General features: G+C 58.1%; 11 protein-coding genes. 2 read left to right on the forward strand and 9 right to left on the reverse strand.

Features of this window, described 5'->3' with window-relative positions:
- Positions 1-4: 4 nt before the first annotated feature.
- From ACTJJ1_RS06755 to ACTJJ1_RS06785, 7 genes are all read right to left on the reverse strand, one after another.
- Positions 5-976, reverse strand: a complete 972-nt coding sequence (locus ACTJJ1_RS06755; protein WP_006325526.1) for a sugar ABC transporter substrate-binding protein — start codon at positions 974-976, stop codon at positions 5-7.
- Positions 977-1,166: 190 nt separating this feature from the next.
- A complete protein-coding gene (locus tag ACTJJ1_RS06760; protein WP_202290422.1) occupies positions 1,167-2,840 on the reverse strand; it encodes a glycoside hydrolase family 13 protein in 1,674 nt (557 codons plus the stop codon).
- A gap of 16 nt (positions 2,841-2,856) precedes the next feature.
- Positions 2,857-3,972 (reverse strand): ABC transporter ATP-binding protein, encoded by a 1,116-nt coding sequence (locus ACTJJ1_RS06765; RefSeq protein WP_325986651.1) that lies wholly within the window; start codon positions 3,970-3,972, stop codon positions 2,857-2,859.
- Between the two features lie 61 nt (positions 3,973-4,033).
- Positions 4,034-5,395 (reverse strand): family 4 glycosyl hydrolase, encoded by a 1,362-nt coding sequence (locus ACTJJ1_RS06770; RefSeq protein WP_004944823.1) that lies wholly within the window; start codon positions 5,393-5,395, stop codon positions 4,034-4,036.
- Positions 5,396-5,427: 32 nt separating this feature from the next.
- Positions 5,428-6,273: a carbohydrate ABC transporter permease gene (locus ACTJJ1_RS06775; RefSeq protein WP_006325530.1), complete on the reverse strand. Its 846-nt coding sequence runs from the start codon at positions 6,271-6,273 to the stop codon at positions 5,428-5,430.
- Positions 6,270-7,262, reverse strand: coding sequence for a carbohydrate ABC transporter permease (locus ACTJJ1_RS06780; protein ID WP_440832901.1), 993 nt, complete (start codon positions 7,260-7,262; stop codon positions 6,270-6,272). The genes ACTJJ1_RS06775 and ACTJJ1_RS06780 overlap by 4 nt, the downstream gene beginning before the upstream one ends.
- A gap of 42 nt (positions 7,263-7,304) precedes the next feature.
- Positions 7,305-8,570 (reverse strand): ABC transporter substrate-binding protein, encoded by a 1,266-nt coding sequence (locus ACTJJ1_RS06785; protein WP_440832903.1) that lies wholly within the window; start codon positions 8,568-8,570, stop codon positions 7,305-7,307.
- 315 nt (positions 8,571-8,885) lie between these two features.
- Between ACTJJ1_RS06785 and ACTJJ1_RS06790 the strand changes: the two genes are divergently transcribed.
- Complete coding sequence (locus ACTJJ1_RS06790) at positions 8,886-9,821, forward strand: LysR family transcriptional regulator (RefSeq protein WP_006325535.1); 936 nt, start codon at positions 8,886-8,888, stop codon at positions 9,819-9,821.
- On the opposite strand, the gene ACTJJ1_RS06795 is transcribed toward ACTJJ1_RS06790, so the two are convergent.
- The gene (locus tag ACTJJ1_RS06795) at positions 9,822-10,091 is read right to left on the reverse strand and encodes a PTS transporter subunit EIIB (RefSeq protein ID WP_440832905.1); all 270 of its coding nucleotides are present in this window, start codon (positions 10,089-10,091) and stop codon (positions 9,822-9,824) included.
- Between the two features lie 347 nt (positions 10,092-10,438).
- Here ACTJJ1_RS06795 and ACTJJ1_RS06800 point away from each other — a divergent pair, with 347 nt between their 5' ends.
- Positions 10,439-10,612 carry a hypothetical protein gene (locus ACTJJ1_RS06800; RefSeq protein WP_004944847.1) on the forward strand — a complete coding sequence of 58 codons (174 nt, stop codon included), beginning with the start codon at positions 10,439-10,441 and terminating at the stop codon, positions 10,610-10,612.
- Positions 10,613-10,668: 56 nt separating this feature from the next.
- On the opposite strand, the gene ACTJJ1_RS06805 is transcribed toward ACTJJ1_RS06800, so the two are convergent.
- Complete coding sequence (locus ACTJJ1_RS06805; RefSeq protein WP_440832907.1) at positions 10,669-13,092, reverse strand: DUF3772 domain-containing protein; 2,424 nt, start codon at positions 13,090-13,092, stop codon at positions 10,669-10,671.
- Between the last annotated feature and the right edge of the window lie 411 nt (positions 13,093-13,503).

Consider the following 13,503-nt stretch of genomic DNA (forward strand, 5'->3'; position numbering starts at 1 on the left):
GGCGTTATTTCAGCTCGCCGTAGCCGAGCTGTTTGTACACCGCCTTCGCCTCTTCCGGCCCTTTCACCGGCAATACCGGCACAAAGGTTTGCGGTTGCAACTTCTCGCCGGCGAAATAACGCGCCACGTTATCCGCTGAAGTGGTGCCGATTAACCGCGGCTGTTGCGCCACGTTGGCAACCAGCGGGCTGCCCTTTTCCGCCATGATTTCCAGGGTTTCCGGCCCGGCGTCGATCGCCGTGACCTTAACGTCGCCGGCGCGGCCGCTCTCTTCCAGCGCCTGCACGATACCGATCGCCGGCTGGTCCCAGCAGGCGACGTGAATTGCGTCCAGCGTGCCTTTCGGATGCTGGCTTAACAGTTCGAGGGTTTTCTTGCGCGCATCTTCCGGCGAATTGGCGTATTGCTCGGCCAGCTCCGGTTGAATGATTTTGATGTCCGGGTAATCTTTCAACACGTATTTCCACAGATCGTAGCGAATGCCGCAGATACGCAGTGAGTTGGAGAAGGCGTTGAACACCGCCACATTGCCTTTGCCGCCCAGCGCCTCGGCGGTATAGCGGCCAATGGTGCTGCCGATGCTGTAGTTGTCCGAGGTGGTGTTGTTGATGGAATACGGTGATACATGGTCGACGGTGAATACCGGGATCCCGGCGGCGCGCAGCGCTTTGAATTTAGGCTCGACGGCGCTGTCGCCCAAAATGCTGATCACCGCATCCACCTTGCGCGCCAGCAGGATATCGTGATTGTCGGCATGTACCTGGTTATCGCGGCCGCCATCGACCGCCACCACTTTGCCACCCAGATGTTCCACTTCGTCGCTGGCGCCTTTGAACGCTTCGCGATCCCAAAAGTGCTGCGTGCCGACCACCGCCACGCCAATGGTTTTCCCCTGCAATGAAAGCGCCGCCTGGGCGCCGTGAGCAGCGAAAACTGACAGTGCCAGCGCTGTGATTTTAATAAGTTTTTTTGTCATTTCTGTTATTACCCTGTTATTCATCCCCTGATGGAACGAACAAAAGCTAGCAACAGGCTATGCCAAAGCGAAATAACAATACCGGTTATGGTTAGTTAAAAAGCGGGATTGTTCCGTGGGATGAAAATGCGGCCGGTGCGGCTCTCCGTTCACACAAAGGCCCCGGCCGCAAAGCGGGTTGAATCAGCCCCTATGCCTGATAAATCCGTGCTTCATAAGGGCGCAGCGTCTGTGGCTCTCCGCCGTGTGGATAATTGCCCAACCGCAGTTGCCAACTGTCCAGCGCCAAAGATTGGGGATCAACCTGTTGCGGTTCGCCGCTCAGGTTGCACAGCACCAGCAGTTGCCGGTCATCCAGCGTGCGGGTATAGGCGTAAATATGCAGATGTTCGGCCAGCAGCAATCGGTAACGGCCATACAGCAGCGCCGGGGTCTGCTTGCGTAACCGGATCAGCGCACGGTAGAAATTCAACACCGAGTCCGGCTCCCCACTCTGGCGTGCCACGTTGATATCGCGGTAGTTGGCGTTAAGCGCAAACCACGGCGTTGCGGCGCTAAAGCCGCCGTTAGGCCCGTCGTTCCACGGCATCGGCGTGCGCGAGTTATCGCGCGAACTGCGGCGCAGCGTCGCCAGGATCCGCTCTTCATCCATTCCCTGCCGGCGCAGGTCGGCGGCACGATTTTTGGTGGCGACGTCGTTAAAGTCATCCAGGCCGGCAAAATGGGTATTGGTCATGCCCAGTTCCTGCCCCTGATAAATAAACGGCGTTCCCTGCATCAGAAAATACAGTGCGGCAATGGCGGTGGCGCTTTCGCGTTGGTAGCGCCCGTCGTCCCCCCATTTCGACACCACGCGCGGAATATCGTGGTTCTCTACGTACAGCGCGTTCCAGCCCTTGCCCTCCAATAGCGTCTGCCAGCGGGTGAAAATGCTCTTCAGGCCGAGCAGATCCAGCCCGGCATCCGGCGCCTGCTGGTTGGCGGTTTCCCACAGCTTGACGTGTTCGAACTGGAAAATCATGTTCAAGCGGCCATGCCGTTCTCCCACCCAGTCCTCCCCCTGTTCCGCCGAAGCGCCGTTCATTTCCCCCACTGTCATGATGTCGTAGCGGTTAAACACCTGTTCGCACATCTCATCGACGTAATCCAGCAGCCCATCGTAGTTGAGATGCCGCTCGAACGACGGTACGTAACGCAACCCTTGCGGATTCGGCATGTCGCTCAGCCCCGGCTGTTTTTTCATATGGCAAATGGCGTCGATACGGAAACCGTCGATGCCCTTGTCCAGCCACCAACGCATCATGTCATACAGCGCCGCGCGCACCTGCGGGTTCTCCCAGTTCAGATCCGGCTGGCGCTCGGAGAACAGATGCAGAAAGTACTGTTCGCTGCCGGGATGGTACTTCCAGGCCGAGCCGTTGAAAATGCTCTCCCAGTTATTGGGCTCCGCGCCGTTTTTGCCGTCGCGCCAGATATACCAATCTCGCCTGGCGCTGGATTTTGATGAACAGGATTCAATAAACCACGGATGTTCGTCCGACGTATGGTTCACTACCAGATCAAGTATTAGCCGCATGCCGCGCGCATGGGCCTCCGCCAATAGGCGATCAAAGTCCGCCATGGTGCCAAACTCGGTCATGATCGCCTGATAGTCGCTGATATCGTAGCCATTGTCGTCGTTCGGCGAACGGTACATCGGGCAGATCCAGAGGGCGTCAACGCCCAGCCACTGCAAATAGTCCAGCCGCGCGGTAATGCCGTTCAGATCGCCAATGCCGTCGCCGTTGGAATCCATAAAGCTGCGCGGGTAGATTTGATAAACCACCGCCTCTTTCCACCACCGCGCCGTTTGCGCACCGCTCATGTCATGCTTCCTTATGTCAATGCGTCTGTTCCGACGCCAAAATGCGCGGGAACGCGCGGCCCTGGCGGTCAAACAGATAACAACACTCTACCGGCAGGCGCACGCCCACGGTTTCTCCGGCCTGAATGGTCGAGCGTTCGGGATTGCGCAGCACCCAGGGCTCCGCCGCGTTGCCGTTATCCAGATAGAGGTAGGTTTCGTTGCCCATATGCTCGACGAACATCACCTCGCCATGAAACTCGCACTGCGCCTGTTCGCCGCCGCGAATATGCTCTGGACGAATGCCGACGTTGACGCTCTGGCCTTCCGCCGCCACCGGCGTGGCGATCGGCAACACCAGTGCCTTGCCGTTGTCCAGTTCCACCACGCTCTGCCGTTCGCCGGCGCGACGCAAAATGGCCGGGATCAGGTTCATCTTCGGCGAGCCGATAAACTGGGCGACAAATTCGTTGGCCGGCTGATCGTAAAGCTCCAGCGGCGTCCCAACCTGCTCGACATGCCCTTTGTTAAGCACCACGATACGGTCGGCCAGCGTCATGGCTTCGACCTGATCGTGAGTCACGTAAATAATGGTCGAACCCAGCCGTTTATGCAGTGAAGCCACCTCCATACGCATTTGTACGCGCAGCGAGGCATCGAGGTTGGACAAGGGTTCATCGAACAAAAACAGCTTAGGTTCGCGCACTATGGCGCGGCCAATCGCCACCCGCTGGCGTTGCCCGCCGGACAAATCCTTCGGGCGCCGCTCCAGCAAGGGCTCAAGTTGCAAAATGCGGGCGCTTTCGCGCACCCGGCGGTCGATCTCCTCCGCCGAATGGCCGGCAAGTTCCAGCGCAAACGCCATGTTTTTGTATACGCTCATGTGCGGATAGAGCGCGTAGGACTGGAACACCATGCCGATACCGCGCTCGGCCGGCGTATCGTCATTGACGTAGTTGCCATCGATATACATGCCGCCGCTGCTGATCTCCTCCAGCCCGGCGATCATGCGCAGCAACGTCGATTTGCCGCAGCCGGAGGGCCCGACGATCACCACGAACTCCCCGCTGTTGATCTGCAGATCCAGCGACTTGATAACCTCTGCGTTAGCGCCATAGCGTTTTTGCAGTTTTTCCAGCGTTAATTGCGCCATATTCCTCCCGAACTCCAGGTTGTTGCATTCAAGGGGGCGCAAGCGCGCCCCGCCATCCGGCTTATTTCAGGTAATCGAGCCACGGCCCCTGGCGTGAAATCATCACGTCCACCAGTTCCGGGATCGCACGGCATTTATCGTTGACCGAGTCCACCAGCAGCGCCTGGATAACCAGGTCGCGCGAACCTTCAATCACTGCGTCGGCGGTCAGATCGTGAATCGCAATCTGGTTGCTCAACAGGCCACCGATGCCCGCAGGCATGTCGACCTTGATGCCGTGCACGCCCTTGCGGTCGATAATGGCCGGGACTTCGACGGCAATAAACGCCGGCAACTGCTTGATAAACCCTTGGTTCGGAATGTTGACCGCGGATTCTTCATAACCGGAATCGGTGAGGATCCCTTCCATGATCGGCACCACGCGTTCTTTCAGCTTCAGTTCGATTTTTGGCTGCACATGCCCCAGATAGTTGCGGTAGAAGGTGTAGAAATCGAGAATGCCGCGATGATCGCTGACTTCGCTGGCCCAGCGGATGTACTCGCCAAAGTGGCTGTCGCCGGTGATCGGCAAATGGTGAAACTTCTCCAGAATTTCTTTGAACAGCGTGCGGTCCGCCCACGGGTAGGCGCTGTCTTTGCCGCCCAGCGCATCGCGTTCGGTGCTGCCTTCTGTCTCCACCAGTTTGCCGTGATTGCGGGTGTACGCCAGAATGTCGCTGTAGCCCGGCAGGCGGGAGAAATAGTCCGGTGCCTTGGCGCGTACGTCGGCGTAAGCGTCTTTGCCGCTGTCTTTATAGCTGGCCTCCAGCAACACGCTGAAGTGGTTCAGCCCGGCGGCGCGTAGACTGAGGTTGTCGAAGGAGGTGCCGAGCATTTCCGGCAGATAGCGCTCAAGTGAGGCGATTTCATGGCACATGCCGACAAAATTGAGCTGCGGGAAACGACGATGCACGGTGGTGCAAATGCGGCTCATCGGGTTCGAGTAGTTGAACACCCAGGCATTCGGGCAAATGTCCGCCACGTCGGCGCAGATGTCGAGGATCGGCGGAATGATGCGCAGCGAGTGGAACAGCCCGCCGGGGCCACCGTTTTCACCATACACCTGCTGAATGCCGTACTGCTGCGGGATCTGCCAGTCGAGATCCCACAGCGCAAAACGGTCGCCCACTTCAATGGAGATAATCACGAACTCCGCTCCGCTCAACGCGGTTTTGCGATCGGTGGTGGCGCTGACGGTAAACGGCAGATCTTCCGCCGCCAGGAAATCACGGGCGGTTTTCTCGGTCACGGCCAGCGAGGCCGGGTTGATGTCATGCAGCACTATTTCACTGCCGTACAGCGTCTTGCTCTGGAAGATGTCGCCCAGGGTGCCGTAGCCGAATTGCGCGCTGCCTGCGCCCACTAAAACGATTTTTGTAGCCATTGCATTTCTCCTGCTTCAGGGTTAATCGAAAATCAGCCTTTTACTGCGCCGTTGGTTAATCCGCTGACGATGCGACGCTGGAAAATCAGAACCAGCACGATGATCGGCAGTGTGACGATGACCGAGGCCGCCATGATGGTGCCCCAGGGAAGTTCGAACTGAGAGGCGCCCTGCAGCATGCCGATCGCCACCGGCACGGTACGCTTGCCGCTGGAGATGACAAACGTCAGGGCGAACATGAATTCATTCCAGGCGCCGATAAACGCCAGCAGCCCGGTGGTCACCAACGACGGCCCCATGATGGGCGCGAAGATGCGGGTAATGATGGTCCAGGTGTTGGCGCCGTCGACGATCGCCGCCTCTTCCAGTTCCGCCGGGATCGCCTTCATAAAGGTGGTCAGCACCCAGACGGTAAACGGCAGAGAAAAGGTGGTGTAGGACAGTACCAATGCGCCCAGCGAATCGTACAACCCCATAAAACGCACCAGTTCGAACATGCCGGACAGCACCGCCACCTGGGGGAACATCGAGACGCACAAAATGGTGAACAGCAGATATTTGCGGCCGCGAAAACTGATGCGCGCCAGAGCGAAAGCGGCGGTAATCGACACCAGCAGGCAGATACCCACCGTTAGCGTTGCCACGACGATCGAGTTAAACAAGCTGCGGGCGATGCCGTTATCCATCAACGCCGTCAGGTAATTGCCCCAGTGCGGCGCACCCGGCAGGTAAGCGACCTGAAACAGGCTGCCCCCCGAACGCAGCGAGGTGATCAGCGCGTAGTAAAAGGGAAACAAACAGATGACGCTGGCCAGCGCGGCACCGGCGAAAATCAGCGCCTTGTGGCCGTATTTGTGCTGTTGGCGAGTCAGTTTCATGCGCGTTTATCCTTGTCATTCAAGCGACCCAGCGTGAGGAAGCAGGCGGCGATACCCGCCACCATCATGAACACCAGCACCGAAGCGGCCGAGCCGGAGCCCATTTCCTGATAGCTGACCATGCGGTCGCGGGCATAACCGGACACCGAGATGGTGGCTTCACTGTTGGAGGTCAACACATAGATCAGGTCGAATACTCTCAGCGCATCCATCACCCGGAAAATCAGCGCGACGATCATCGCCGGCATAATCAGCGGTAACGTGATGCGCCGGAACCGTTGCCAGGCGTTAGCCCCGTCCACCCGTGCGGCTTCGTACAGATCGCCCGGGATAAGCTGCAACGCGGCCAGCAGCATCAGCGCCATAAACGGCGTGGTTTTCCAGACGTCCGCAATCACCACCGCCCACATCGACAGCCCCGGCTCCGCGACCCAGGCCAGCGGCGCGGCGATAATCCCCGATCTGAGCAGCAGATCGTTCACCACGCCGTACTGATCGTGGAACATCCAACCCCACATCTTGGCGGAGACAATGGTCGGGATCGCCCAGGGCACCAAAATGGCGGTGCGCACCAGGCCCTGTCCGCGAAATTTCTGGTTCATCAGCAGCGCCAGCAACATGCCGAACACCAGTTCCAGCGATACCGACAGCAGGCTGAAACGCAGCGTATTGCCCACCGCCTGCCACCACTGCGGATCCGCCAGTACGCCGTACGAGTGGCCGCCCCCGGTCAGGTCCAGATAGTTGGCGAAGCCGACAAAGCGGTATTCATCCGGCGCATCCAGCATGGCGTCGGTAAAGCTGTAAAACAGGGTGCGCAGCAGCGGCCAGCCGGCAACCGCCGCCAGCAGCAACATTGCCGGCGCCACCAACAGCCAGGCGATACGGCTGCGGCGCTGCCGATGATTAAGCTTGCTGCGCCTGGCCGGCTGCACTGCCGCCGGGACGGGCGTGGCCGTCAGGGTTAACCTGTGTGTATCGCGTTTCATGCATCAGACTCCGGGCCGTTAATGGGGGGAATTGCACTGCCTTCAACGCCATCCTCTGGCTTTAATCCGCTCCAGCCGTTGCTGTAAATCCGCCACCGCCGTGACACCGTCACTGTCACCGCGCAACACATTGAAAGTGGCGTTGTAGATGGCTTTCGAGACCTGCGCATACTGCCTTTTGGTCTGCGTCGCCGGGCGCGGCATCGCCTGCGAGAAAATACCCTTGAAATCCGCCAGATATGGCGCCTGCGCCAACACCTTGGGATCGTCATACAGCGCGGTACGCGATGGCGCCCACCCCATCAGCGCCAGCGCTTTTTTCTGCGATTCGGCGTCGCTGACGATTTTCAGCAGCGCTATCGCCGCCGTGGGGTTTTTGGTGTAGGCGCTGATCGCCCACTGCCAACCGCCCAGCGCGCTGACCGATTTGCCGTCCGCGCCCTTTGGCAGCGGCAGCACGCCGATCTTGCCTTTGATTGCGCTGCTGTTGTCCTGCGCCAGCACATAGGCGTAGGGCCAGTTGCGCATAAACAACGCGTCGCCGTTCTGGAAGAGCGCGCGGGACTCCTCCTCCATGTAACCCAGCACACCCTTCGGCGAGATAGTGCCGATCCAGCCGGCAGCCCTGTTCAACGCCTGCGCCGCCTGCGGGTTATTGATGGTGATGTTGCCGTTGGCGTCGATAAAGCCGCCGCCGTTCTGCGAGGCTACCCATTCCAGCGCGTTGCAGGTCAGCCCTTCGTAGGATTTACCCTGGAACACCAGGCCCCAGAAGTTCTTATGGCCCGCCTGCCGTTCACCCTGCTGAATGCGGGTAGCGATGCGCGTCAGTTCATCCCAGGTGACCGGCGGCTGTTCGCCGTACTTTGCCAACAGATCTTTGCGGTAATAGAGCGCACCGGTGTCCAGATAAGCCGGTACCGCCTTTACCCGCCCATTGACTACGTTGTTCTGCCAGGCGGCGGGGAAAAAATCCTGCCGGATATCGCCCACGCTGTCGGTCAGATCCAACAGGTGTTTGTTCAGCACGCCGATCCACACGGTATCGGCCTGAAACAAATCAATGGCGCTGGAATCTTTGGCGGCAAACAGCTGCTGAAACAGCGACAGCTTTTCGTCGGAGGCGCGGGGAAGATCGATAAACTCCAGGGTATGGCCGGTCTGCGCCTCGAAGCGCTGCTTAATCTCATTGCAGAACTGACGGCCCTCTTTGCTGGGCGCGCATTCCATCCGCAAGGTATCGGCCAGCGCCTGGCCGGACATCAGCGCCAGCGCGGTGGCGACCATACTCGGTATCAATCTTCTCATTGCGTCCTCTCTGGTGGCGGCTGGGAATACCGGCATATCCCCGTCATACTTGAAGCTGCATCTGTGTTGGCTGCACCCGCGCACCCCAGTCACTTAGTTGACTAAGCTCCTGGGGATTTACGGCCTTGCCGCGTTACTCGGCAAAGCCTCGCCCCGTTGGGGCCAGCGCAAGCGCTGTTCAACAAACCGTTGGTTTTGTTGTGATGCAACTCCAATTATTTTGGGCATAGGAGCAAACTATCGAAGGCGGGCTATTGGCGGAAATCGTTTTTTGCCACTAAGATATAGAAACTTTCTATACCACTAGCGGAAAACATGATCGTGGACAAAATTCTGCGGCAGTTTATCGAAGTAGCGATGTTCAAAAATGTGAGTCATGCAGCAAACAAGCTTTGCCTGAGCCAGCCGACGCTGACCCACAACATGAAGAAACTGGAAGAGAACCTGGGGGTGCAACTGCTGGAGCGCACCTCAACCGGGGTCAACACCACCGAATACGGCGATCTGCTGCTGGAACAGGCGCAGATGATGCAGCGCATTTATGACAACACGCTGATCAAGCTGGCGTTCATCAAGGCGCGCCAGGAGCAGAGCCTGCGCATGGGTACCGGTCACGCCTGGTGGTATATGTTCGTGCGCGACAGCTTTAATGCCTACCGCAACCTGCACCCTACGGTGAATATTCATATCGATCTGGGTAACCACCTACGCCTGATGGATCTGCTGCTGGGCGGAGATATCGATATGTTTATCGGCCATGAAATTCAGGGGTTGAACCCCAAGGCCGGCATCAGTTTTTTGCCGCTGTTCAGCACCACCGACAGCATGTTCGTCCGCAGCGGGCATCCGCTGGCAGGGCGGCAGGTTGGGCCGGACGAATTATTGGATTACCCCTGCGTGGAACTGACGCCGGATGAAAGCCGCTATCAGCATATGGTGGAAGACATGCAGCCGAAGAAATTGGCGCGTAATCGGCTGCATCTGGCGGAACGGGTGATTTGCTCGACTAACTCGATGATGTCGGCGGTGGACATGATCAACGATTCTGACGCGGTGATGCTGGCTTATCCCACCTGCATGGCGGGTTATTTCGCCGACTACGGCATTGTGCCGCTGAAAACGACGCAGGAAAGCCTGCGTTGCACGGTGGGCATTTACCTGATGCGCGAAAAGGCGGATGCGCCCCACGTGGTGCAGATGCAGGCGTTAATGCATCAGCATCTGGAGCAGATCCGCCCTCTGTTGCTGTAGTTATTTCTCGCCGGTCACTGCGATCAACGCCTGATACAACGGCCGAGCGTTGCCTGGCCCCACCACCAATTGAAACTCGGGGGTGTGGCGCGACGTTTCTACCTCCAGCAACGCCTTGACCCCATCCAGAGCCTCCATCCCCGGCCGATCCAAGCGGCTGCCATCGCGCAGTTCCGCCCTGACGCGGCTGGCGCAGTATCGCAGTTTGATCAGATTGTCCGCCCCGCCGAATGCCGCCAACACCGATGCCGCCAGCTCATGCTTTTCCATTTTGCCTCCTGAGAGAGTTTGCCACATGCCGCTGCAGCATAGGGCCGGTCGCCGGGCAAAGTGAAATTGATTTCGGCCGGGAGGATATAGAGTGAATCTATGGCGGACAAAAAAACGGCAATCATTGATATCCCTGCGCCACCGGCAGCGCTATGGTAGGCCCTGAGTTCACAGAATAACCAGGGACCGCAGATGAACCGATTAATCTGGGCTATCGTTATATCATTACTGATCGTTTGCATGCTGCTCTACATAATGACCGGCGCCAAGGTCTGAAGCCCGACACGACGATCAAAAAGGGTATCCGCGGTAATGCACGGCAGTGACATTGACTTCAGGAGAGTGAAATGAAAGCGATAATCCCTGCGCTGCTGATTCTTGTCCTTTCCGGTTGTATTGGCAGAGGCGGCCCACAAGACGTGCCGCCACCGCCGGTACATAATGATCCGCAGACCTGCAACAACTCATCCGCCAGTGCCAACAGCGACTGTTCGCAATCGGTAGTGCCGGCGATGCACTAATCGGCGGACTGGCGGGCCACCGAGAAACGCGCCGGCCCGCCGCCCTGCGGCAAAGGTTAAGAGGACTGCTCTTCTTCGTTGGCCAGATTCTTCGCCTGCTGTTTCATAAACACCACTTCCTGCGGGCTGGACATATTGACCCGCTGCGCGCGCAGCAGTTTGAGGATGTTAAACAACAGCTCGCTCTTGGTGGCGCCGACCATGCGCGGGCTGGCAACGTAGCCGGTGACGCTGAGGATGATGCCTTCAGGGCCGAGCTGGCTGAAACGGACATAAGGCGCCGGCGTTTCCTGAATGGCGTCATAATCCTGATAGGCGCTCAGTAGAATATTGCGCACCTGCTCAGGATCGATATCCGTCGGGAAGGTCAACGCAATGGTCACCACGCCCTGGGCGTTGCCCATGGTGGCGTTACGTACGTTCTGCGAGATCAGCTGCGAGTTGGGCACGATCATCGTCGAACGGTCGCTGAGTTGGATTTCGGTGGCGCGGATGTTAATCCGGCGCACGTCACCCTCTACGCCGCCGATGCCGATCATATCGCCGACTTTCACCGGCCGCTCCGTCAGCAGGATCATGCCGGAAATAAAGTTCTTCACGATCTCCTGCAAGCCAAAACCGATACCGACCGACAACGCACTGACAATCCACGCCAGATTATTCCACTGGATGCCCAGCGCCGCCAGGGTGATCAGGATCAGCAGCACATAGCCCACGTTGCTGAACAGCGTGACCAAGGATGCACGGATACCGATATCTGAAATGGTTTTCGGCAGCAGTTCATGGCTCAGCCAACGCTGGGTCACCCGCATGATATAGATGCCGATGGCCAGGCATATCACCGCGTTGATCAGGTTGCCGGGCACGATGTTCAGGCTCTTCAACCCTTCGCCACTCAGAATGGCGATAATCTTGTCCAACAGCGAGTTAGGCGTGGTGGTACCGAACGTGCCGTTAAACAGCGCGACAATCATCAGTAACAGCAAAGAACATTTGGCGACGGCGGTCAGAATAATCGCCATCTGCTCCAGGTGACGGTCCTTGAAGTTAAAGGATTTCTTGAGCATTTTGCCGCTGGCGGTTTGCGGCGAGAAAATCGCGCCGCACAGATCGACGGCAAACAGCAGCAGGAAATAGAACGCCATCAGCACCAGAGCGATCCAGATCACCTGATAGGTCAGGAAACGGGCGAAAGCGATATAGCCAATCAGCAGCGAGAGCAGGATGACCAGCGAGCCCACCAACGTGCCCATGTGCAGCAACCCGCTGATGGTGGAGCGTTTCTCGACGTGTTCGCCCTGCTGTTCCAGCTTGCGGCGGATACGTTGGGCGCGCAGCGGCATCGCCAGCAGCACCATGCCGATCAACCCGGCCACCAGACCATTGCCGAAAATGGTCGCGGCCAGGCTGGCGCTCACCACGTTATTGATCTGTTCAACGGTGCCGAACGCCAGCGCCAACCCCGCCAGCAACGGCGAGAAGAAACGCAGGCCGGAGGCGACGGCGTCGTCCAGCGAGGCCAAACGCCATGACGGGCGGTTAAGCGAAAGCGTGGCGCGGCCCAGTCCTGCGATCAGCGCGCAGAAGATCCCCAGCCGATTAAACCCCTCGGCGAAATCCTCCAGCATGGCCGGCAGCGGCTGCACGCGGGTAAAGGTGAGATACAGCAGATTCAGCGCGATGCCGGTGGTGATGACTGTGACGCTGACGATCGCCATCGCCATAAAACTGCGGCGCAAACGCCCGTCCGGCAGATAACGAATGCTCACCCAGGCCAGGAAACGCTCGGATAAATAACGCCCCCATGACCAGATAACGACCGCCAATAGCAGCAGGCCAAGGGTGCCGTAGCGCCACTCCTCCTGCCAACTGGCATCCCACGCCTCTTTCATGGCGACATGGAACTGATCCAGCCGCTGTGCGTCATCGGCCGTAGGTTCCGCGATCGGCGACCAGAACTTGGCCCCCAACACGCTGCCGGTATTTAGCGCCAACTGGGTTTTGAACGCCACACGACGCATATCGCCGATTTGCTGCCCCAGATCGAGCACGCCGGTTCTCATCTCCTGCGCGCGTTTTACCGCATCATCCAGCTGCTTCTTGCTGTTGTTCAACGCGTTGCGCTGTTGTACCACGGCAGCGGTTTCAGGCATCGCGCCGGGGGCGGGTTGCGGGCCCAGGACGTCCAGCTGTCCCTGCAGCTTTTCCTGCGCCGGTTGCAGATCGGTTGCCAGTTTTTCCAGTTCTGCGGCCAGCTCGTCGGTGGCCTGCCTCAGCTTACTGAGCTGGGTATCTGTGCTGGCCTTGGAGACCTGCTGTTTGATGCTGTCCAACTGCTTTTGGTAGTTTTTCAGCGCGGCGGCGGCATCCGGCGCGCTGATGGCAACAGGGTCATCCTCTGCGGCGACGCTGGCCAACGGCGTCAACTGCAACCCAAACAGCAGGAACAGGAAAAGAAGGATCTGACGGGGTTTTAACATAAATTCAGTGCTCGGCAATGGCATGATAGACAGACGAAACAAACGGGCCGGTATTGACTATTTACCGGCCCGTTTGGCTAATCATAAACTGAGATTATGATAGCTGCTTAATCTCAGCTTAAATATCAGTATTATTCCCATTCAGCACGATTATTTATGCTGCAGCATCGCCGCGAACGGCTCGACCTGAAGCAACGTTGCTTTTGGTCGTTAGCCTACTGATAAGCTGAGTTATTTGGCAGTGGTATAACCCGAAGAATCGCCCTATACTCAGCTCACCTATTAACCAACATTATAAAAGGAGGATTACTATGCCGATGTGTGAATTGTTTTTTTACTCACACTTCTATAGTAATTGCCGCCGCTCAAGCATTACCGGTATCGTGCTGCGATAACCCAGGCTTGAGCGAA

It is taken from the genome of Serratia sp. 22264, from assembly GCF_052045345.1.
In the GTDB taxonomy this organism is placed as follows: domain Bacteria; phylum Pseudomonadota; class Gammaproteobacteria; order Enterobacterales; family Enterobacteriaceae; genus Serratia; species Serratia plymuthica.

Coding starts and splice junctions, on each gene's coding strand:
- ACTJJ1_RS06790 (WP_006325535.1), top strand. CDS start 8,886: ATGATCGTGGACAAAATTCTGCGGCAGTTTATCGAAGTAGCGATGTTC.
- ACTJJ1_RS06780 (WP_440832901.1), bottom strand. CDS start 7,262: ATGAAACGCGATACACACAGGTTAACCCTGACGGCCACGCCCGTCCCG.
- ACTJJ1_RS06760 (WP_202290422.1), bottom strand. CDS start 2,840: ATGAGCGGTGCGCAAACGGCGCGGTGGTGGAAAGAGGCGGTGGTTTAT.
- ACTJJ1_RS06775 (WP_006325530.1), bottom strand. CDS start 6,273: ATGAAACTGACTCGCCAACAGCACAAATACGGCCACAAGGCGCTGATT.
- ACTJJ1_RS06770 (WP_004944823.1), bottom strand. CDS start 5,395: ATGGCTACAAAAATCGTTTTAGTGGGCGCAGGCAGCGCGCAATTCGGC.
- ACTJJ1_RS06805 (WP_440832907.1), bottom strand. CDS start 13,092: ATGTTAAAACCCCGTCAGATCCTTCTTTTCCTGTTCCTGCTGTTTGGG.
- ACTJJ1_RS06785 (WP_440832903.1), bottom strand. CDS start 8,570: ATGAGAAGATTGATACCGAGTATGGTCGCCACCGCGCTGGCGCTGATG.
- ACTJJ1_RS06765 (WP_325986651.1), bottom strand. CDS start 3,972: ATGGCGCAATTAACGCTGGAAAAACTGCAAAAACGCTATGGCGCTAAC.
- ACTJJ1_RS06755 (WP_006325526.1), bottom strand. CDS start 976: ATGACAAAAAAACTTATTAAAATCACAGCGCTGGCACTGTCAGTTTTC.
- ACTJJ1_RS06800 (WP_004944847.1), top strand. CDS start 10,439: ATGAAAGCGATAATCCCTGCGCTGCTGATTCTTGTCCTTTCCGGTTGT.
- ACTJJ1_RS06795 (WP_440832905.1), bottom strand. CDS start 10,091: ATGGAAAAGCATGAGCTGGCGGCATCGGTGTTGGCGGCATTCGGCGGG.